18 protein-coding genes are annotated in these 19522 nt (G+C 74.1%); 11 read left to right on the top strand and 7 right to left on the bottom strand.

Features of this window, described 5'->3' with window-relative positions:
- A partial coding sequence (locus tag ACR807_RS34255) for an MFS transporter (protein WP_438925636.1) occupies positions 1-1889 on the bottom strand: 1889 nt, incomplete at its 3' end.
- Between the two features lie 126 nt (positions 1890-2015).
- On the opposite strand from ACR807_RS34255, the gene ACR807_RS34250 reads away from it, so the two are divergent.
- The 6 genes from ACR807_RS34250 to ACR807_RS34225 all read left to right on the top strand — a co-directional run bounded on the left by ACR807_RS34250 (position 2016) and on the right by ACR807_RS34225 (position 8385).
- A complete protein-coding gene (locus ACR807_RS34250; RefSeq protein WP_438925635.1) occupies positions 2016-2843 on the top strand; it encodes a M23 family metallopeptidase in 828 nt (275 codons plus the stop codon).
- A gap of 9 nt (positions 2844-2852) precedes the next feature.
- Complete coding sequence (locus tag ACR807_RS34245) at positions 2853-3587, top strand: glycoside hydrolase family 25 domain-containing protein (RefSeq protein ID WP_438925634.1); 735 nt, start codon at positions 2853-2855, stop codon at positions 3585-3587.
- 10 nt (positions 3588-3597) lie between these two features.
- Positions 3598-4803, top strand: a complete 1206-nt coding sequence (locus ACR807_RS34240) for a glycoside hydrolase family 3 N-terminal domain-containing protein (RefSeq protein ID WP_438925633.1) — start codon at positions 3598-3600, stop codon at positions 4801-4803.
- A gap of 77 nt (positions 4804-4880) precedes the next feature.
- Positions 4881-5738, top strand: a complete 858-nt coding sequence (locus ACR807_RS34235) for an alpha/beta fold hydrolase (RefSeq protein ID WP_438925632.1) — start codon at positions 4881-4883, stop codon at positions 5736-5738.
- A 111-nt stretch (positions 5739-5849) separates the two neighbouring features.
- Positions 5850-6773, top strand: a complete 924-nt coding sequence (locus tag ACR807_RS34230) for a hypothetical protein (RefSeq protein ID WP_438925631.1) — start codon at positions 5850-5852, stop codon at positions 6771-6773.
- A gap of 7 nt (positions 6774-6780) precedes the next feature.
- A complete protein-coding gene (locus ACR807_RS34225; RefSeq protein ID WP_438925630.1) occupies positions 6781-8385 on the top strand; it encodes a serine protease in 1605 nt (534 codons plus the stop codon).
- Between the two features lie 56 nt (positions 8386-8441).
- Here the strand turns inward: ACR807_RS34225 and ACR807_RS34220 are convergent, their stop codons facing one another.
- The 5 genes from ACR807_RS34220 to ACR807_RS34200 are packed head-to-tail and all read right to left on the bottom strand — an operon-like array spanning position 8442 to position 12747.
- On the bottom strand, positions 8442-8861 hold the full coding sequence (locus ACR807_RS34220) for a PRC-barrel domain containing protein (RefSeq protein ID WP_438925629.1): 420 nt from the start codon (positions 8859-8861) through the stop codon (positions 8442-8444).
- Between the two features lie 49 nt (positions 8862-8910).
- Positions 8911-9546, bottom strand: a complete 636-nt coding sequence (locus ACR807_RS34215; RefSeq protein ID WP_438925628.1) for an NUDIX domain-containing protein — start codon at positions 9544-9546, stop codon at positions 8911-8913.
- Positions 9543-10748 carry an adenylosuccinate synthetase gene (locus ACR807_RS34210; protein WP_438925627.1) on the bottom strand — a complete coding sequence of 402 codons (1206 nt, stop codon included), beginning with the start codon at positions 10746-10748 and terminating at the stop codon, positions 9543-9545. The genes ACR807_RS34215 and ACR807_RS34210 overlap by 4 nt, the downstream gene beginning before the upstream one ends.
- A complete protein-coding gene (locus tag ACR807_RS34205) occupies positions 10745-11728 on the bottom strand; it encodes a hypothetical protein (protein ID WP_438925626.1) in 984 nt (327 codons plus the stop codon). Before ACR807_RS34205 ends, ACR807_RS34210 begins: the two co-directional genes overlap by 4 nt.
- Before the next feature lie 2 nt (positions 11729-11730).
- Positions 11731-12747 (bottom strand): protein kinase family protein, encoded by a 1017-nt coding sequence (locus ACR807_RS34200; RefSeq protein ID WP_438925625.1) that lies wholly within the window; start codon positions 12745-12747, stop codon positions 11731-11733.
- 161 nt (positions 12748-12908) lie between these two features.
- Between ACR807_RS34200 and ACR807_RS34195 the strand changes: the two genes are divergently transcribed.
- From ACR807_RS34195 to ACR807_RS34175, 5 genes are all read left to right on the top strand, one after another.
- On the top strand, positions 12909-13712 hold the full coding sequence (locus ACR807_RS34195; RefSeq protein ID WP_438925624.1) for a GNAT family N-acetyltransferase: 804 nt from the start codon (positions 12909-12911) through the stop codon (positions 13710-13712).
- 43 nt (positions 13713-13755) lie between these two features.
- On the top strand, positions 13756-14745 hold the full coding sequence (gene ppk2, locus ACR807_RS34190; protein ID WP_438925623.1) for a polyphosphate kinase 2: 990 nt from the start codon (positions 13756-13758) through the stop codon (positions 14743-14745).
- 101 nt (positions 14746-14846) lie between these two features.
- Complete coding sequence (locus ACR807_RS34185; RefSeq protein ID WP_438925622.1) at positions 14847-16550, top strand: alpha-glucosidase; 1704 nt, start codon at positions 14847-14849, stop codon at positions 16548-16550.
- Positions 16551-16642: 92 nt separating this feature from the next.
- On the top strand, positions 16643-18073 hold the full coding sequence (locus ACR807_RS34180; RefSeq protein ID WP_438925621.1) for an RICIN domain-containing protein: 1431 nt from the start codon (positions 16643-16645) through the stop codon (positions 18071-18073).
- 60 nt (positions 18074-18133) lie between these two features.
- Positions 18134-18934, top strand: coding sequence for a hypothetical protein (locus ACR807_RS34175; protein WP_438925620.1), 801 nt, complete (start codon positions 18134-18136; stop codon positions 18932-18934).
- Here the strand turns inward: ACR807_RS34175 and ACR807_RS34170 are convergent.
- Complete coding sequence (locus tag ACR807_RS34170) at positions 18924-19163, bottom strand: hypothetical protein (protein ID WP_438925619.1); 240 nt, start codon at positions 19161-19163, stop codon at positions 18924-18926. The genes ACR807_RS34175 and ACR807_RS34170 overlap by 11 nt on opposite strands.
- Between the last annotated feature and the right edge of the window lie 359 nt (positions 19164-19522).

Below are 19522 nucleotides of genomic sequence, written 5' to 3'. Positions count from 1 at the left end.
GTCACGACCACGTCCGTGGCGTGCGCCCCGCCGCCGGGCGGCAGCACGGTCAGCACGTAGCCGCCCAGCGGCGGCAGGGGCAGCGCGTAGCGGCCCTCGGCGTCGGTGCGGGTGTGCTCGGCCGTGTCGCCGCCCGCGCCGGTGAGGGTGACCAGGGCGCCCGCCACGGGCGCGCCGCCGTCGCTGACGATCCCGGCCAGCTCGCGCCGGTCGCACAGCACGATGCGCTGCGGCCGGTCGCCCAGGTCGAGGACCTGGGAGCGCGACGACCAGCCGTCCGCGGAGCAGACCACCAGGTAGCGGCCGGGGCCGGGCAGCGCGGCGGACCACGACCCGGAGCTGTCGGCGCGCGACCAGTCGGTGTGCTCGCCCTGGAGGGTGAGCACGGTGACCACGGCCAGCCGGACCGGGTGCCCGTCGGGGGTGACCACGTCGCCGGTGACGACGACCTCGTCGCTGTCCGGGGCCACGTCCCGAGCCGGGGCGTTGACCGTGGTGACGCTGCGGCCGGGCAGCGCCAGGGCCAGGGCGGCGGCCAGCACGGCGGCGGCCCCGGCGATCCACGCGGTCAGCGCGAACGCGCCGGCGCCGGGCGCGGCGACCCCCGCCACGGTGGTGGTGCCCGCGGTGAGCACGGCCGCGACGACCGCGCTGGACGTCGAGGTGCCGATCTGGCGGACGAGGGTGTTGAGGCCGTTGGCCGACGCGGTCTCGGTGATCGGCACGAACCGCATGACCAGGATCGGCATGGCGGCGAACGCGATGGCCGTGCCGACGGAGATGACCGTGGTGGCGGTGATGAGCTGCCAGAGCCCGCCGGTGACCAGCGCGCGGCCGGCGTAGCCGAGCGCGATGACCAGCGAGCCGGCCATGAGCGTGATGCGCGCGCCGTAGCGGCGGGTCAGCGCCGCCGACACGGGGGCCAGGAACACCATGACCGCGCCGCCGGGCAGCATCGCCAGGCCGGCGGCGGTGGGGGTCAGGCCATGGCCGACGCCGGTCGACGTGGGCAGTTGCAGCTCCTGCGTGCCGACGAGCAGGTTCGCGTACATGGCGAAGCCCGCGAGCAGCGAGGCGACGTTGGTCAGCAGCACGGGCCGGCGCACGGACGTGCGCAGGTCGACCAGCGGGTTGCCGGTGCGCAGCTCCCACGGCGCGGTGATCGCGAAGCCGATCGCGGCCACCGCGGCGCACACCAGCGTCTCCCGGCTCGTCCAGCCCCACGCCGAGCCCTTGGAGATCGCCAGCAGCAGCGAGGCCAGCGACACCGACAGCAGCACCGCGCCCACCACGTCGAACCGGCCGGGGCTGCGCACCGGGGACTCCGGCACGACCACCAGCACCGCGACGAGCATCAGCGCGCCCATGCCCGCCGACACCCAGAACAGCGAGTGCCAGTCGAGCACCTCGGCGATGACCCCGCCGAGCGGCAGGCCGGCCGCCGCGCCGATGCCGAGGGTCGCGCTCATCAGCGCCACGGCCGAGCCGACGCGCTCCTTCGGCACCTCGTCGCGCATGATGCTGATGCCGACCGGGATGAGCGCGGCGGCGAAGCCCTGCAACGCCCGGCCGATCATCATCCAGGTCAGGCCGGTGCTCACCGCGCACACCGCCGAGCCGGCCACCAGCACGGCGAGCGCGATGGCCATGACCAGGCGCTTGCCGACCATGTCGGCGACCTTCGACAGGATCGGGGTGGCCACCGCGCCGGTGAGCAGGGTGATCGTGACCAGCCAGGACGCGTTGTCCGCGGTGGTGTCCAGCAGCTCGGGCAGCTCCGGCAGCAGCGGGACCACGAGCGTCTGCATGAGGGACACCACGGTCCCGCACAGGCTGAGCACGGCGATGACGAGGCCGACCGGACGCCTCACACCCGGAGCACGGTTCACGCCCGGAAGCTTAGCCTTACGAACTACTACCTGCCGTCCGAACGGCCGTCGGTCGAACGAACGATGCCGAGCCCCCGGCGTCGTCCCTAGCGTCCTGGGCACGCACCTCCGACCGGGGAGTTCACCATGGACAACGGCGGGATCAGCAGGCGGACCCTGTTACAGGGCACGGTGGCGGCGGGCGTCGTCACCGCGGTGGGCGGCACCGCCGCGCTCGCGGCCGTGCCGGGGTTCTACAACCCCTTCAGCGGCTACGCCGTCACCGGCAGCTGGCAGGACCACCTCAACCGCGGCTCGCTCGGCGGCATCGACTACGGCATGGCCGTCGGCACGCGGCTGCCCGCCGCGGGAGGCGGTGTCGTCACCAACACCCCCTACAACGGCACCGGCGGCCACACGGTCACCATCCAGCACGACAACGGCTACCGCAGCCAGTACATGCACCTGTCGCAGTTCCTGCTCGGCAACGGCACGCGCGTCGGCATGGGCGCCGTGGTCGGCCTGTCCGGCGGGGCCGCGGGCGCCCCCGGCTCAGGCTCGTCCACCGGCCCGCACGTGCACTGGCACATGATCAAACCCAGCGGCACCCGCATCAACCCGCTCACCTTCCTCGGCAGCAGCCCCGGCACCGGCCTGCCCAAGACCTCCACCGAGCAGGACGGCGTCCCCGGCACCGTCCTGTGGGAGCGCGCCCAGAACTGGCTGCGCCTGGAGCACGGCTACCCGGGCCCGATCGACGGCGTGCCCGGCACGAACACCTACGCGGCCCTCCAGCGGGGCGTGCGCGGCTACGGCTACACAGGACCCATCGACGGCGTGATGGGCCCGAACTCGTGGGCCGGCGTGCAGCGACTCGCCGCAAGGTGGGGCTACACCGGGCCGATCGACGGCGTGATGGGCCCGAACTCGTGGCGCGGGTTCGCGCGCTTCCTCAACCAGGACGAGTACGACTAGGGGGACGCCGTGCTCGTCCAGGCACTGGTCGCGGCGGTGATCGCCGCCGCGACCCCGGTACCGCCCGGTGTGGTCACCGGGATCGACGTCGCCACCCGGCAGGCCGGGATCGACTTCGCCCGCGTCCGCGCCGACGGCCACGGCTTCGTCGTCGTCAAGACCGGCGGCTCGCAGCTGTCCGGGGGGCCCTGCACCGGTTCCCGCTACCGCGAGCAGGTCGCCGCGTTCTTCACCCGCGTGCACGAGCGCGTGGGCGACCACGTGCCGTGGCTCTACCCGGGGGCGGCCGACCTGAGGTCCGGGACGTGGCCGCGCACGATCGCGTTCGGCGCGAAGCTGTGGGTGGCGTCGTGGGGCGCGAACGACGGCGGCTACCCGGGCGAGCCGGACCTCGGCGGCGCCTACCCGGCGTGGAGCGCGCACCAGTACACGTCGGTGGGCGCGGTCGGCGGGGTCCGCGTGGACCTCAGCGTCGCGCGACCCGCCGCGTTCGACGTCGTGACGCCGGGTGAGCCGCCGGACGACCCGCCCGGCCTGCCCAAGACCTCGACCGAGCAGGACGGCGTCCCGGGCGCGGTCTTCCGGCAGCGCGTGCGGAACCGGCTCGCCCGGGAGGCCGGGTACGCGGGGCCGATCGACGGCGTGAGGGGCCCGAACTCGTGGCGCGCCGTCGCGCGCTTCCTCAACCAGGACCGCTACGACCAGGGGTGTGCCGATCGGGCGACCACCGGCGCCATGACGTAACTTGGGTGCCGTGCGGGACCAGCAGCCGAGCAGGCGACACGGCGGCCGGAACGCCGGTACGAGGGCGTTGCTGGTGTTCGCGGCGGTCGGCGCGCTGCTCGCGGCGGTGCTGCACGACCCGGGCACGTCGGTGGCCGGCCGCCCCGTCGCCGGACCCGCGCCCTCCTCCTCCCCGTCCTCGCCCGAGGCGACCGCCGCGCCCCGGCCCGAACCGGCGCCCGCGCCCGACCCGTGCGCCGTCGCGGCCGGGGCGCTGCCGCTGCGCGCCCGCCTGGCCCAGCTGCTCGTCGTCGGCGTCGACCCGCGCGGTCCCGCCGACGCGCTCGGCATCGTCCAGCGCGACCAGGTCGGCGGCATCTTCGTCGGCGGCGACGCCCCCGGCCTGCTCAGCGGGGGCGCGCTGGAGGCGGTGCGGGCCGCGGCGACCCTGCCGCTGATCGTGGCCGTGGACGACGAGGGCGGTCGGGTGCAGCGGGTCGACCAGCTCGACGGCGAGCTGCCCAGCGCCCGGCGGATGGCCGCCGACCTGTCGCCGGACCAGGTCCGCGCGCTGGCCCGCGAACGGGCCGCGCGGCTGCGCGACCGGGGCGTGACGATGGACCTCGCGCCCGTCGTGGACACCAGCGGCCAGGGCGACCGCACGGTGATCGGCGACCGCTCGTTCAGCCCGGACCCCGAGGTGGCCGCCCGCTACGCGCTCGCGTTCGCCGACGGCCTGCACGACGCGGGCGTGACGCCCGTGCTCAAGCACTTCCCCGGCCACGGCAACACCAGCGGCGACTCCCACCTCGGCGCCGTGCGGTCGCCGCCGCTGGACGCGCTGCGCGGCACGGACCTGGTGCCGTACCGGGACATCGGCCGCTACGGCGAGGTCGTGGTGATGCTCGGCCACATCGACGTGCCGGGCCTCACCGGCGGCAGGCCCGCCACGCTCAGCGGCGAGGCGTACCGGCTGCTGCGCGAGGAGTTCGGCTTCACCGGCCCGGCGATGACCGACGACCTGGGCGCCATGAAGGCCGTCACCGACCTGGTCGACCTGCCCGAGGCGGTGCGCCAGGCGCTCGCCGCCGGCGCGGACCTCGCCCTGTGGTCGTCGGGCGGGCGCGTCGCGCAGGTGCTCGACCACCTGGAGGTCTCGGTCGCGACCGGGACGCTGCCCGCGGCGCGCGTCGACGAGGCGGCCCGCCGCGTGCTGGCCTCGAAGGGCTCCTGCTGAGCGCGCCGACCGCCGCGTGACGAACCGCCTACCTACTCGTTGGTAAAGCAACATGGCCGACGGAAGGGGCAGCGGGGATGGCGACCGAGCGGTTGCGGCTGGAAGACGGTGCCGAGCTCAACGTGGTGCGCAGCGGTCCGGCGGACGCGCGGCTGACCGTGGTGCTGGCGCACGGCTACGCGCTGGACCACCGCAGCTGGCACCGGGTGGTGGCCGCGCTGCCGCCCGACCTCGCGGTGATCAGCTACGACCACCGGGGGCACGGCTCGTCCACGCCCGCCGACAAGGCGACGGCGACCATCGAGCAGCTGGGCGACGACCTGGGCGAGCTGATCGAGCGGCTGGTGCCGGAGGGCGGCGTCGTCGTCGCCGGCCACTCGATGGGCGGCATGGCGGCGATGGCCATGGCCGAGCGGCGCCCGAGGCTGTACCGGCAGCGCGTGGCCGGGGTGGTGTTCGTGTCCACGGCGGCCACCGGCCTGGCGGAGACCTCGCTGGCGTGGCCCAAGGCGCTGGGCAAGCTGGTCCGCGAGCTGGAGCGGGCGTTCGGGCCGCTGGTGCGCACCATCCGGGAGAAGATCGAGCCCGCGAAGACCGCCGGCCTGCGCTGGTGGCTGTTCGGCGACGAGCCCCGCCGGGAGGACGTCGACCTCACCGCCGACATGGTGTGGGCGCACTGGCCCGGGACGATCGCGCTGTTCCGGCCCGCCGTCGACCGCTACGACCGGGAGGCCGCGCTCACCGTGGCGGGGGAGCGGCCCGTCGTGGCGATCGTCGGCGACGAGGACCGGCTCGTCCCGGAGGGCGACGCCAAGGCCCTCGCCGCCTCGGTCGGCGGCGAGTCGGTCGTGGTCGAGGACGCGGGTCACATGCTGCCGCTGGAGGCGCCCGCGGAAGTCGCCGCGCAAATCCTGCTGCTCGCCGCGGACGAATAGGTTCATTTCCGCTGAATTCACCCGGATGACGTACTTCGCCATTGGTAACGCCGTGTCGACCGGTGGCGAAGTACCACTGGGCACGATTCGCGCGGGAAAGGGTGGACGGTCTTGCCGCACGTCACGTTCATCCACGGCATCGGTAACAAACCGCCCGCGGCGAGGCTGGGCCGCAGCTGGCGGGGCGTGCTCGCCGAGAACGGACTCGACCTCGACGCGTCCGGCGTGACCAGCACGTTCGTCTACTGGGCCGACCTGCTGCACCCCGCGCCGCTGGAGGAGGCCGAGCACGAGAACGCCCGCTCGTCGCTGGAGGGCCAGGCGCCCGAGATCGGTATGCGGTGGCTCGTGCGCTCGACCGGCGCGGAGGCGGCGTTCATCGCGGCACTGGCCGACCGGGTCGGCCTCGACGAATTCGCCTCCGACGACCCGGCGCTGCCCGCGGTCGGCGAACCCGACCCGACGCGGGAACGCGTGCTGCTGCCGTGGTCGGTGAAACGGCGCCTGATGAAGGTGTTCCTGCGCGACGTGCACCACTACCTCTTCGACGCCGAGTTCAGCCCGCGCGAGGGCGAGTCGTACGCGATCCGGCGCGAGATCCGCTCCCGGGTGCTGCGGGCGCTGGCCGAGGGCGCCGACCGGTCCGGCCCGCACGTCGTCGTGGCGCACAGCCTGGGCAGCGTCATCGCCTACGACTGCCTCAAGCGGCTGCCGGGCTGCCCGCCGGTGGACGGCCTGCTCACGTTCGGCAGCCCGCTGGGCATCGACGAGGTGCAGGACCGGCTCCGCCCCGAGTGGAGCCGCGACGACGGCTTCCCGGCCGGGCTGCGGCGGTGGGTGAACGTCTACGACCGGCTCGACCCGGTCGCCGGCGTGGACGCGCTGCTGGCCAACGACTTCCGCCGCGGGGGCGTGAAGGCGCTCGTGGACGTCGGCGCGCCCAACCGCGGCGCCTGGCGACACGGCGCGGACAAGTACCTGGCGGGCGCGGGGCTGCGCGACGCGCTGGCCGGGATGCTCGACGAGGAGTGGTGACCACCGGGTGACCTGGGACCGCCGCACGTCGGCCCGAGACCTGTTCCGCGCGATCGACGCGCTCGACCGGCCGCGGGTGGCGGCGCTGTGCGCGGAGCTGGTCGAGCACCTGCGCGTCGACGAGCGCCCCTACCCGCTCGACCAGGCGCACCGCGTGCTGGGCGAGCTGCGGCGCAAGAGGTGCTTCGCGCCGCTGCGCGAGGTCGCCGACGCGTTCCTCCAGTCCGGGGAGGCCGACCCGACGATCCGCCGCCAGTACGCGCAGGCGCTGCTGGACCAGGGCGTGCTGACCGCCGCCGTCGCGGTGCTCGAACGCCTGCTGGAGGACGTCGCGGCGAGCCCGTACGAGGCGACCGAGGCGCGCGGGCTGCTCGGCCGGGCCTACAAGCAGATGTACGTCGCGACCGCCCCGTCCGCGCCGCGGCGCAGGCGGCGGCTGCTGGAGCTGGCCGTCGGGCACTACCGCCGGGTCTACGACCAGGCCGGGCTCGCCTGGCACGGCATCAACCTGGTCGCCCTGCTGGTGCGGGCCCGCCGGGACGGCGTGGACCTGCCCGGCGACCCGGTGCTCATCGCGCGCAACGTGCTGGCCGCGACCGCCGGCCTCGGGCACGCCGCCGGCGTGTGGGACCACGGCACCGCGCTGGAGGCGTGCGTGGCGCTGGGCCGGCACGACGAGGCCGTGGAGCGGCTGCACGCCTACCTGGGCGCGGGCGCCGACGCGTTCGAGATCGCCGGCACCCTGCGGCAGCTGCAGGACGTGTGGGAGCTGGACACGTCGGGCGAGCCCGGCCTGTCGCTGCTGCCCGTGCTGGCGGGCGCGCTGCTCGACCGCAGGCCGGCGGGCGGCGTCTCGGTCGGCCCCGCCGAGATGCGCGACGAGGTCCTCGACCGGCTCGACCACCTCCAGAAGCTGCTCGGCGACGACGGCTTCCAGACCCTCGGGTGGTTCCGCACGGCGCTGGAGAGGTGCCGGGCCGTGGCGCTGGTGGAGGACCCGGTCGACGGGGGAGTGGGCACCGGGTTCCTCGTCGACGGCAAGGCGCTGCACCCGTCCTGCCCGGACGTGGTGCTGGTGACCAACGCGCACGTCGTGTCCGCCGACCACCCGCAGGCGCTGCACCCGGACCGGGCGCTGGTGACGTTCCGCGCCCTGGAGGGCGGTCCCGGCCACCGGATCAGGCGGGTGCTGTGGTCCTCGCCGGTGGACCGGCTGGACGTGACCGTCGCCGAGTTGGACGGCGTGCCCGCGCAGGCCACCCGCTGCCCGCCCGCCCGCCGCCGCCCTGTGGTGCGCGCCGACGAGGCGACCCGCGCCTACGTCATCGGCCACCCGCGCGGTCGCGAGCAGGTGATGCTGTCGGTGCAGGACAACCGGCTGCTCGACGCCGACGACACCCGGCTGCACTACCGCACGCCCACCGAGCGGGGCAGCTCCGGGAGCCCGGTGTTCAACCGGCAGTGGGACCTCATCGCGATCCACCACGCCGGCGGCGAGCGCATGGCGCGCCTCAACGGCCACCCCGGCCTGTACCCGGCCAACGAGGGCATCTGGTTCGACCGGGTGCGCCAGGAGCTGTCCCGCGCGCTCGACGCCGCGCGGGGGGAGTGACCGCGCGGCGTCGAGTGTTCGAGGACCTTTATGACTTCAGTGTTTCTTAAAAAAGATCACTGGTTCGTGTGACTGGTGCGGTAGCTGTCGGTGTAGTACTCGCCGAGGCGGCGACGGTAGTCGTCCGCGTCGAAGTCGTCCGGTTGGTAGCCGGGCGCGTCGGTGACCTGCTTCTTGGTGCGGTCGACGCGGACCTGCTTCGCGTCGTGGTCGACCTCGGCGACCGCGCCGACCGGCAGCACCACCCGGTGGCTGGTCAGCCACGTGCCGGTGTCGACGAGCAGGCAGTCGGCGGGCAGTTCGGCGTTGTGCTCGTCGATCCGCCCGATGCGGCCGTCGACCGCGTCGACCTCGTAGCCGAGCAGGCCCACGTCGGGGCGGTCGCGGTCCTGGGCGGTCTGCCTGTTGGGGTCGTCCAGGACGGTCACCGCGTCGCGCCAGACCCAGGGTGCGAAGGGGAAGGGGTGTGGCTGCATGTGGTCCTCCTCTGTCCGGTGACGGGGGAGGGGTACCCGTTCGGGTGCCTTATGAGTCCCAGCGCCACACGGAGGGTGGTCGGCCGCCCTTGGGCAGGGCGGCGGCGTGCTGGGTGGTGCGCCGGAGGCCGGGGACGCGTTCCATGGTGCGGCCCAGGTTGGCGGGGTACGGGCGGTCGCCGGTGAGGGCCTCGGTGAGGTCGAGGGCCTGGGCGGTGGTGAACTCGGGGCCGAGCAGGCCGGCGGTGAACGCGGGGTCGCGCCAGAGCTTGTCGGCGAGCAGCGGGCGGCAGTCGGCGACGATGCGGTCGTGGTCGAAGGCCAGGGGCGGGACCTCGGCGAGGAACGCCCAGTGGGTCGGGCCGTCGGTGAGGCGGGCCGGGTCGAGGGTGGCCCAGAGGGCGACGGACAGGGTGGGGCCGCGGGGGTCGCGGGAGGGTTCGTCGAAGGTGGCGAGCTGGCCGGTGGCGGAGACGGCGTCGGCGGGCAGGCCGAGCTTGTCGGTCACCGCGCGGCGGGCGGCGTCGCGGAGCCGTTCGCCGAGGCCGAGGAGGACGCCGGGGAGGGCGAGGTCCCCGGCGAACGGTTCGGCGGCGCGGGGCGCGGTGCCGAGCAGGACGGTGCGCGCGGTCGGGTCGAAGCGCAGGGCCAGCACGTCCACCGACACCGGGGTCGACTCGATCATGGGGTGATTGTCGCGCACTCCCGGACGGTGTAGTCGGTGCGGTCGGGGCCGTGCCCGGTGACCAGGACGGGCAGGTCGAGGTGGTCGGAGATCCACCGTTGCGGGTCGGGCATGTCGCGGGTGCCCCGGGCGGTGGCGACCCGGAGGCCGGTGGCGTCGAGGTGGGTGACGGCGAGGCCGTCGAGGCCGTCGCAGGCGGCGACCGAGTGGGTGAGGAGTCCGGCGTCGAGGTGCCCGGTGCGCCAGGCGCCCTGGTAGTGGCCGGTGTCGTTGTGGCGCTCGGGGAAGCGGGTGAGGAGGGCGGGGTCCTCGGTGGGCAGGGGGCCCGCGCCGTGGCGGGTCTGGTAGGTGCGGGTGACGCCGAGGGTGGTGGCGGGGCGGCCGTGCAGGAGGGCGCGGGCGTTGTGGGGGGTGGTGGTGGACCAGGTGGTGTGGGGGTGGAAGCCGTGGTGCTGGTCGAGCAGGACGCCCTGGGCGCCTTCGAGGACGAGCCGGCCCTTCCCGGTGTCGGTGTCGGCGAGGCGGGCGACGTGGTGGCGGTCGGTGGTGCGGACGGCGGCGGCGAAGTCGCGGTAGAGGGCGACGAGGCCGTCGACGTCCGTGCCGTCGCCGATGAGGGGTTCGTAGAAGCGGGCGAGGGCGTCGAGCTTGCGGCGCAGGCCGGCGGGGTGGGCGCAGTCGCCGACGGTGGGCGCGGGGCCGGGGGTGCCGAGGACGCGTTGGTGTTCGACGAGGTCGCCTTCGGCGGCTCCGCGCAGGAGGGAGTACCAGACCGTTTCGCCGATGCCCTTGCCGCAGGAGCCGTGGCGGGCGGTGCCGCGGGCGTCCTCGCGGGCGCGGTTGGCGGCGACGTGGAGCGGGGTGGTGAGGAGCGCGTCGGCGTCGACGGTGAGGGTGCCGAGGGGGTCGGGGACGCCGAGGGCTTCGAGTTCGCGGGTCTCGGCGGCGAGGGCGATGGGTTCGACGAGGACGTGGTGGGAGAGGTGGGTGGGCACGCCGGCGAGCGTGCCCGACCCGTACTGGCTGAAGGTGTGGTGGCGGCCGTCGGCGATGACGTTGTGCGCGGCCTGGGCGCCGCCGTTGAAGCGGACGACGGCGGTGGTGGGGCGGTCGTGGCACAGGGCGTCCACGACCGCTCCCTTCCCCTCGTCGCCGAAGCCGAGCCCGACGACGATGACGTGGCCGGTGAGGTCGGTGGTCATGCGAGGGTGACGTCGTCGGGGCCGTCGAGGGCGGGCGGGGTGCTCCGGCGGGTGGCGGGGGTGCGTGCGCCGACCTGGACGAGGGCCTTGCCGACGGCTTCGCCCTCGGCGGCGGAGCCGACCTCGGCGAGGTCGACCAGCGCCTGGTCGAGGTCGACGACGCGTTCTTCGAGGCCGATGGTGGCGGCGATCAGCTCGCAGACGGCGCCGGGGTCGTCGAGCTTGAGGAAGTTCTGGCCGAGCAGGTCGCGCCAGTGGTCGGCGATCCGGGGGTCGTTGTAGTAGGCGGACTGGTTGGGGAGCACGAAGTAGACGTGCCACTTGCGGGCGAGTTCGCGGTAGACGGAGGCGGGGTCGATGTCCTGCGCGACGTCGTCGCCGATGACGCGGCGGATGTGGCGCGCTTCGAGGCGGGGCTTGTTGAGCTCGTCGCCGATGAGGAAGAGGTAGCCCTTGCGGCCGCGCTTCCGCCAGGCGTCGGTGACGACGTGGCGGGCGACGAAGTAGGCGGCGAGTTCGTAGGACTCGCTCTTCTGCCCGCCGCCGTTGCCCTCCAGGAAGATGGTGCGGAGCTGTTCGTCCATGCGGTTGTCGGACTCGAACTGGCCGACCTGGAAGGGGACGCGGTCGCTGTCGGCGTCGCCGATGCCGCCGAAGAGGAGCTGGGGGTCGGTGAGGTAGCCCTTGCGCTGGATGAGGCCGTGCAGCTTGCCGAGCTTGCGCTGCATGATCTGCGGGACGCGGCCCATGGAGCCGGTGACGTCGAAGAGGACGGCGATGGGCGTGGAGTCGGCGTGGTCGGGCGAGTCGCGGCACTCGCGGGCGGTGACGCCCTTGGGGTCAAGGGAGGGGTCGGCCTTCCAGTTGGCGGACGGGGTCTTGCGCATGGTGGCGGTGTAGCCGAAGTCGTCGATGCCCTTGGCGGCGCGGAAGGTCTTGGCCGCCGCGTAGGCGTTGTCGTCCCACTTGCCGTGTCCCATGGTCAGGCTCCTGTCGTGTCGGTGGTCGGGGTGGGGAGGGTGAACGGTCGGTAGGTGCGTTCGCCGTAGAGGTCGTCGAGCAGCTCGTCGTACTCGGTGAGCAGGTCGGCGGCGTCGGGTCGGCGGTGCGGGTCGTCCTGGGTGCAGCCGCGGGCGAAGGCGCGGTGGCGGGTTTCGCCGGGTGCGAGGAGGTCGAGCATGAGCGCGTGCGCCATGTGGACGTCGGCGGCGGGGGTGAGGGGGTGTCCGCTGTGGACCTCGGGCGGGTAGCGGGTGGTCCGGTCGGTGGCGAGGGGTGGTTGGCCTGCCTCGACGGCGAAGGTCCAGCCGACGAGGACGATGCCGTGCTGCTCGGGGTGGACGAGGACGTTGTCGGCGGTGATCGCGCCGTGGACGAGGCCGGCGAGGTGGGCGCCGGCGACGGCGCGCAGCAGGCGGCGGTGCATCCAGGCGTAGTCGCGGCCGTCGAGCCCGCGGGGGAAGGCTTTGCCGACCTCGGTGAGGGTGGTGAAGCCGTCGGTGAGGGGTTCGAGGACGGTGAAGGCGCGGTCGCCGCGGGGGACGTCGCCGGAGGTGTCGAGGAGGCGGGGGTAGTAGGGGCGCAGCCAGGGGTGCCGGTCGGTGAGGCGGCGCAGGGTGGTGAGGGCGTGCCACTCGGCGTGCAGGAGGGGGTTGAGGGCGGGGTTGCGGACGAGCTTGACGACGTGGGGGCCGTCGGTGAGGTAGAGGGTGGCGACGCTGCCGGTGGCGTGCGGGCGGGTGGGGCGGTAGGTGGCGGTGGGGCTGTGCAGCTCGGTGGCGGGGGTGTGCTGCCACTCGTGGTGGAGGCGGGTGAGGCGGGCGGCGGCGGTGTGGGCCCTGGTGTCGTGGGGGCCGGTCTTGTCGGGGTGCAGGACGGTGGCGAGTGACCGGTAGAGGCGCTGCGCCTCGGTGTGCCGTGTGAGGTCGCGGGGGCCGAACAGGTCGGCCGCGTCGCGGGCTCGTTCGACCCGGTCGAGGGCTTCCTGCCTGGTGAGCATGGTTTGAGTCTATACGACTCAAACTGCGTCGCGGGGTGGAATACCGGTGTGCTCCGCATCACACGGCATTTCGGCGGCGCGTCCGCCATGTGGGCGCGGTGGACAGGGCGTCACCGCCGAACGCATTCTTCGTCGGCCAACGAACAAGCGTGGAGGTCGGCATGTCGTCGTCGGACAGCCCCGGGCGGGTCGGGGTGCGGTCGGTGCTGGACGAGCGGTCGGCGCCGGGCGGGCGATCCGTGCCGGGCGGGCGATCCGGGTCAGACGAGCGGTCGGTGCCGGACGGGTGGTCGGTGCTGGACAACCCGTCGTGGGCGTCCCTGACCGGTCGCCACGCCCACTTCGCCGAGCGGCGCGGCCGGGTGCTGCGCTACCGGCAGGACGTCGCCCCGTTCCACGCCCTGCCCGCCGACGCCGACGACGACGCGTGGGCCGACCTCGCGGTCCTCGCCGGTCCCGGCGCGGTCGTGCCGATGAACACCGCGCTCACCCCGCCGCCGCACTGGGAGGCGGTCGACCGCATCGCGGGCGTGCAGCTGGTCGACGCGGGCGTCGCCGCCCGGCCCTACCCCGAGGCCGTGCGCCTGGGACCCGACGACGTCCCCGAGATGCTCGACCTGGTCGCCCGCACCCGGCCGGGCCCGTTCCGCGAGCGCACCGTCGAACTGGGCACCTACCTCGGCGTCCGCGTCGACGGCGCCCTCGTCGCGATGGCCGGCGAACGCCTCCGCCCGCCCGGCCACACCGAGATCAGCGCCGTGTGCACCGACCCGGCCTGGCGCGGCCGGGGCCTGGCCACCCGCCTCGTGCTGGCCGTCGCCCACGGCATCCGCGCCCGCGGCGATGTCCCGATCATGCACGCCTCCGCCGCGAACACCCCGGCGATCCGCCTCTACGAGTCGCTCGGGTTCGCCCTGCGCCGGCGCACCTCGTTCGTCGCCTACCGCGTCCCGCCCGTCGGGTGACACCGCAGTTTGCGGCACCCCGCCGCAGGGTACGTCCGGGGGCGTGAACAGCGCGTTCGACCTCTCCGACCGGTTCCCCGGACTCGACATCTCCGAGTTGGTGGTGGACTACGACGACGCCGACGACCCGGTGCTGCGCCACCCCGACGGCACGCCGATCGACACCTGGCGGGAGAACTACCCGTACCCCGAGCGGATGTCGCGCGAGGAGTACGACGTGTCCAAGCGGCTGCTCCAGATCGAGCTGCTCAAGCTCCAGTACTGGATCAAGGACACCGGCGGGCGCATGGTCATCGTGTTCGAGGGCCGCGACGCCGCCGGCAAGGGCGGCACCATCAAGCGGTTCACCGAGCACCTCAACCCGCGCGGCGCGCGCGTCGTGGCGCTGGGCAAGCCCACGGACCGCGAGCAGGGCGAGTGGTACTTCCAGCGCTACGTCAACCACCTGCCCACCGCCGGCGAGGTCGTGCTGTTCGACCGCTCCTGGTACAACCGGGCCGGGGTCGAGCGGGTGATGGGCTACTGCACCGACGAGCAGTACCAGCGGTTCACGCGCCAGGCCCCCACGTTCGAGAAGATGCTCGTCGACGACGGGATCGTGCTGGTCAAGCTGTGGTTCTCGGTGTCGCGGGCCGAGCAGCGGACCCGGTTCCTGATCCGCCAGGTCGACCCGGTGCGGCAGTGGAAGCTCAGCCCCAACGACATCCGCTCGCTCGACCGCTGGGACGCCTACACCGAGGCCAAGGTCGCCATGTTCCGCGCCACCGACACGGCCAGCGCGCCGTGGACGGTCGTCAAGAGCAACGACAAGAAGCGCGCCCGCATCGAGGCCATGCGCAGCGTCCTGGCCCGCATCGACTACGACGACAAGGACGTCGAGGTCGTCGGCGAACCCGACCCGCGCGTCGTCGGCGCGGCGGCCACCCTGCTGGAGGAGGGCGAGGACGAGGCGTCGCTCAGCCCCACGCCCATCGCGCCGCCCGGGGACACCGACCACGGCCCCGGCGTCCACCCGGACGACGACGGCTCCTGATCCCGGGACGCGCGGCAACCCCCGAACGGTCGGGGGTTGCCGCGCGCCGCCGTCCACGGTGAACTGATCAGCAGCCCCGCACCGACGCACGAGGGACGCCGATGACTTCCGACCAGGCCACGTGGTGGCAGTCCGCCGTGGTGTACCAGGTGTACCCGCGCAGCTTCGCCGACTCCGACGGCGACGGCGTCGGCGACCTGGCGGGTCTCACCGCGCGGCTGGACCACCTGCAACGGCTGGGCGTCGACGTCGTCTGGCTCTCCCCGGTCTACGCCTCCCCGCAGGCCGACAACGGCTACGACATCTCCGACTACCGGGCGATCGACCCGTCGTTCGGCACGCTCGCCGACTTCGACGCCCTCGTGGCGGAGCTGCACGCGCGCGGCATGAAGCTGGTCATGGACCTGGTGGTCAACCACACCTCCGACGAGCACCCGTGGTTCGTCGGGTCCCGCTCGTCCCGGGACGACCCGAAGCGCGACTGGTACTGGTGGCGCCCGCCGCGCGAGGGGTTCGAAGCCGGGCAGCCCGGCGCGGAGCCCACGAACTGGGGGTCGTTCTTCTCCGGTCCCGCCTGGCACTTGGACGAGACCACGGGGGAGTACTACCTGCACCTGTTCGACCGCAAGCAGCCCGACCTCAACTGGGAGAACCCCGAGGTCCGCGAGGCGGTCCACGACATGATGCGGTGGTGGCTCGACCGGGGCGTGGACGGCTTCCGGATGGACGTGATCAACTTCATCTCCAAGGACCCGGCCCTGCCGGACGGGGCGACCACCGGCGTGGCCGGCCTGGGCGACGGGTTCCCGCACTTCGCCACCGGGCCGCGCGTGCACGAGTTCCTCCAGGAGATGCACCGCGAGGTGTTCGGCGGGCGCGACGGCGAGTTCCTCACCGTCGGCGAGATGCCCGGCGTCACGTGGGAGGACGCGGTGCTGTTCACCGACCCCGCGCGGCGCGAGGTCGACATGGTGTTCCAGTTCGAGCACGTCTCCCTCGACCACGGCCCCGGCGGCAAGTTCGACCCGCGACCGCTGGACCTGCGGCTGCTCAAGGCGTCCCTGGGGCGCTGGCAGACCGCGCTCGGCGAGGTCGGCTGGAACAGCCTGTACTGGAACAACCACGACCAGCCGCGCGTGGTGTCCCGCTTCGGCGACGACGGCGAGCACTGGCGCGAGTCGGCGACCGCGCTGGCCACCGTGCTGCACCTGCACCGCGGCACGCCCTACGTCTACCAGGGCGAGGAGCTGGGCATGACCAACGCCCCGTTCGCCTCCGCCGAGGACCTGCGCGACGTCGAGTCGCTCAACCACCACCGCGAGGCGGTCGCCGGCGGCGTGGACCCGGAGGTCGTGCTGCGCGGCCTGCGCGCCATGGGCCGCGACAACGCCCGCACCCCCGTGCAGTGGGACGACACCCCCAACGCCGGGTTCACCACCGGCCAACCGTGGATCGCGGTCAACCCCAACCACACCTGGCTCAACGCCGCCGCGCAGTACGACGACCCGCGCTCGGTGTTCAACCACTACCGGCGGCTCATCGCGCTGCGCCACGAGCACCCCGTCGTGGCCGTCGGCGACTTCCGCATGCTGCACCCCGAGCACCCCGCCCTGTACTGCTACGAGCGCACGCTGGGGGAGCGGCGGCTGCTCGTCGTGGCCAACCTCGGCGGCGAGCCCGTGACCGCCGGGCTGGAACCGGGCTGGGAGGCGCGGCACGTCGTGCTCGCCAACTCCGACGAGCCGCGCGTGGCCGACGGGCGCGCCGCGCTGGGCCCGTGGGAGGCGCTGGTGCTGCTGCGCTGAGCGCCTTCCGCCGAACCCGTTCGACAACTACGGTCGGCGACGAGCCTTCACCGCCGAGGCGATCTCTTTCAACGAGGAAGGAGAGCGTCGCGATGCTGCGCAGACGCTTCGCGCTCGGAACGACCGCCGCCCTGCTGGCCCTCACCGCGGTCGCGGTCCCGGCCAGGGCGGCGGTCGTCACGGTGACCAACGGCGTCCAGTTCACCGACACCGCCGGCGCCGTCGTGCACGCCCACGGCGGCGGCGTGCTCAAGGTCGGCTCCTACTACTACTGGTTCGGCGAGAACCGCAACGCCGACAACACGTTCCGGTCGGTCTCCGCGTACCGGTCGACCGACCTGCGCACCTGGGAGTTCCGCCGCGACGTGCTCACCCGGTCGTCGGCGGCCGAACTCGGCTACGCCAACATCGAGCGGCCCAAGGTGGTGCTCAACAGCTCCACCGGCCAGTTCGTCATGTGGATGCACAAGGAGAACGGCAGCGACTACGGCGAGGCCCGCGCCGCCGTCGCCACCTCCTCCACCGTCGACGGCGACTACTCCTACCGGGGCAGCTTCCGGCCGCTGGGGCACATGTCCCGCGACATCACCCTGTTCCGCGACGACGACGGCACCGGCTACATGATCTCCGCCGCCCGGGAGAACGCCGACCTGCACGTCTACCGGCTCACCCCGGACTACCTGGGCGTCGCCTCGCTGGTGCGCACCCTGTGGCCCGGCTCCTACCGCGAGGCGCCCGCGCTGTTCAAGCGCGGCGGCGTGTACTTCCTGCTCACCTCCGGCGCCACCGGCTGGAGCCCCAACCAGCAGAAGTACGCCACCGCGAGCAGCGTCACCGGCACCTGGAGCGGGTTGAGCGACGTCGGCGACGGCACCGCCTACGGCTCGCAGGCCGCCTACGTGCTGCCCGTGCAGGGCAGCCTGACCACCTCCTACCTCTACCTGGGCGACCGGTGGGCCGGGGCGTGGGGCGGGCGCGTCACCGAGTCCCGCTACGTGTGGCTGCCGCTGCGCTTCCCCTCCGCCACCACCATGGCGATGAGCTGGTCGCCGCAGGTCGCCGTCGACACCGCCACCGGCACCGTGGACCCCGTCGGCGGCGGCACGCCCTACGAGACCCTCGTCGCCCGGCACAGCGGGAAGTGCGCCGACATCCCCAGCTCCTCGCGCACCGACGGCGCCGCGCTCAAGCAGTACCCGTGCAATGGCGGGCAGAACCAGCAGTGGCAGGTGGAGGACGCGGGCGGCGGGTACGCGCGGCTGATCGCCCGGCACAGCGGCAAGTGCCTGGGCGTGGCCGACTCCTCCACCGCCGACGGCGCGGCCGTCGCCCAGTACGCGTGCACCGGCGGCCAGAACCAGCAGTGGCAGCTCCAGGCCACCGGCTCGCACCACCGCGCGGTGGCCCGGCACAGCGGCAAGTGCCTCGACGTGACCAGCGCGTCGAGCGCGGACGGCGCCGTGGTCAAGCAGTACTCGTGCAACGGCGGCGACAACCAGCAGTGGACGCGTCGCGGCGCGTGACCGCGCTACCCCGGGGCCGGGCGCGGCGTCTACGCTGCGCCCGACTTCGGGGTGACGGGGGTGGTGGCGGTGCGGACCGCGGTGTGGGTGCCGGAGAGGCCGGAGGTGGTGCGCGAGCTGCTGCTGGAGCGGGCCGCCCGACCCCGTCGCGTGGTGCCCACGCCCGGCGGCACGCTGCTGCTCGGCCCCGCCCCCGAGACGTTCGACGGCCTGCGCGACGGGCTCAAGGTCGCCACCGTCGACGACGCCGGCGCGGTCGGCCTGGCCTGGACCGACGACACCGCGTGGCTCCTCGTGCGCCGGGCGGGCCGCGTCCGGCGGTGCGCACTCGCCGCCACCGCGCCCGACGACGTGCTGGACGACCTGGCCGCGGTGCTCCGCGTGGACGACCTGCGCGCCGCCCTGGCCCGCGCGCAGGGCCGCGGCCTGCTCCGGCTGCGGCACCTGCTGGAGCTGGTCGGCCTGGCCGGCGAGGCGAGGGCGCTCGACTGGGTCGACCGGGCCGGCGCGGACGTCGTGCCGGTGCACCGCGCGCGCTGGTGGACGTCGCTGCTCGACGAGAACCGGCAGCCCCGCCGGCCGGACCTCCAGTCGCTGCGGCCCGGCTCCCCGCTCCTGACGAGGGCGTTCCACCTGCTGATGCCGCTCCTGCTGGTGCCGGGCTCCTACCCGGTGGCGCGGATGACCGGCGAGGTCCTCCCGGCGTGGGTGGCGGTCGTCGCCGGGACGTCCTGCGCGCTGTTCGGCCTGTGGGGAACCTGCGCGGCGGCGCTGGTGCTCCACCGGTTCCGGCGCGCCGACCCGTTCCCGGTCAGCGACCCGCTCGGCATCCTCGTCCCGGACCGACCGGTCACCGGCTGACCGGGTCCGGGTCGACCGGGGCCGGGTCGACCGGTCCCGCGCCGACCGGCAGGCCGACGACCGGTCGCGTCCCGTCGGCCACCTCCACCCGGTAGCCCAGCGCCCGCGCCCGGCGGGCCACGACCCGCGCGAACCGGGCGTCCCGCGCCATCCACCGCCGGAACGCCGCCTCCAGGTCGGGCAGCAGCGCCGCCCCCTCCACGACCACCGGCCCGCCCAGCGCGCGCACGTCCGCACGAGCAGCGGGAACTCCTCGCGGTAGGCGGCCGGCACCTGCCGCACCTGCACGTCCACCGGCTGCGCCAACCGCTCGGCCACGCCCGGGGCGAGCACCCGCGCCGCCGCCCCGCCCGGCACCTCGGCGGCGTGCCGCTCGACGTGCTCGTCGCACGAGTGGACCGGCAACCCCGACCGGGCCGCCGCGGTGCTCTTGCCCGTGCACGGCGACCCACCCACCCACGTGATCACGACCGGATGATCACACGCGTGACCGCCGCCACACCACGTTCACCGCGCAAGCCCCGCACCTGCGGATTGCAGGAACGCACAAGCGGTGTGCACACGCGACCGTACACAGTGGGCACGCCT

It is taken from the genome of Saccharothrix sabaoui (assembly GCF_051756985.1).
GTDB lineage: Bacteria > Actinomycetota > Actinomycetes > Mycobacteriales > Pseudonocardiaceae > Actinosynnema.
The sequence above is the reverse complement of the archived record's forward strand: the minus strand, read 5'-3'. Positions and strand labels throughout refer to the sequence as shown.

What these genes read in the sequence shown, in the direction of transcription:
- ACR807_RS34185 (WP_438925622.1), top strand. Translation starts at nt 14,847, where the DNA reads ATGACTTCCGACCAGGCCACGTGGTGGCAGTCCGCCGTGGTGTACCAG.
- ACR807_RS34220 (WP_438925629.1), bottom strand. Translation starts at nt 8,861, where the DNA reads ATGCAGCCACACCCCTTCCCCTTCGCACCCTGGGTCTGGCGCGACGCG.
- ACR807_RS34210 (WP_438925627.1), bottom strand. Translation starts at nt 10,748, where the DNA reads ATGACCACCGACCTCACCGGCCACGTCATCGTCGTCGGGCTCGGCTTC.
- ACR807_RS34195 (WP_438925624.1), top strand. Translation starts at nt 12,909, where the DNA reads ATGTCGTCGTCGGACAGCCCCGGGCGGGTCGGGGTGCGGTCGGTGCTG.
- ACR807_RS34235 (WP_438925632.1), top strand. Translation starts at nt 4,881, where the DNA reads ATGGCGACCGAGCGGTTGCGGCTGGAAGACGGTGCCGAGCTCAACGTG.
- ACR807_RS34200 (WP_438925625.1), bottom strand. Translation starts at nt 12,747, where the DNA reads ATGCTCACCAGGCAGGAAGCCCTCGACCGGGTCGAACGAGCCCGCGAC.
- ACR807_RS34180 (WP_438925621.1), top strand. Translation starts at nt 16,643, where the DNA reads ATGCTGCGCAGACGCTTCGCGCTCGGAACGACCGCCGCCCTGCTGGCC.
- ACR807_RS34250 (WP_438925635.1), top strand. Translation starts at nt 2,016, where the DNA reads ATGGACAACGGCGGGATCAGCAGGCGGACCCTGTTACAGGGCACGGTG.
- ACR807_RS34215 (WP_438925628.1), bottom strand. Translation starts at nt 9,546, where the DNA reads ATGATCGAGTCGACCCCGGTGTCGGTGGACGTGCTGGCCCTGCGCTTC.
- ACR807_RS34205 (WP_438925626.1), bottom strand. Translation starts at nt 11,728, where the DNA reads ATGGGACACGGCAAGTGGGACGACAACGCCTACGCGGCGGCCAAGACC.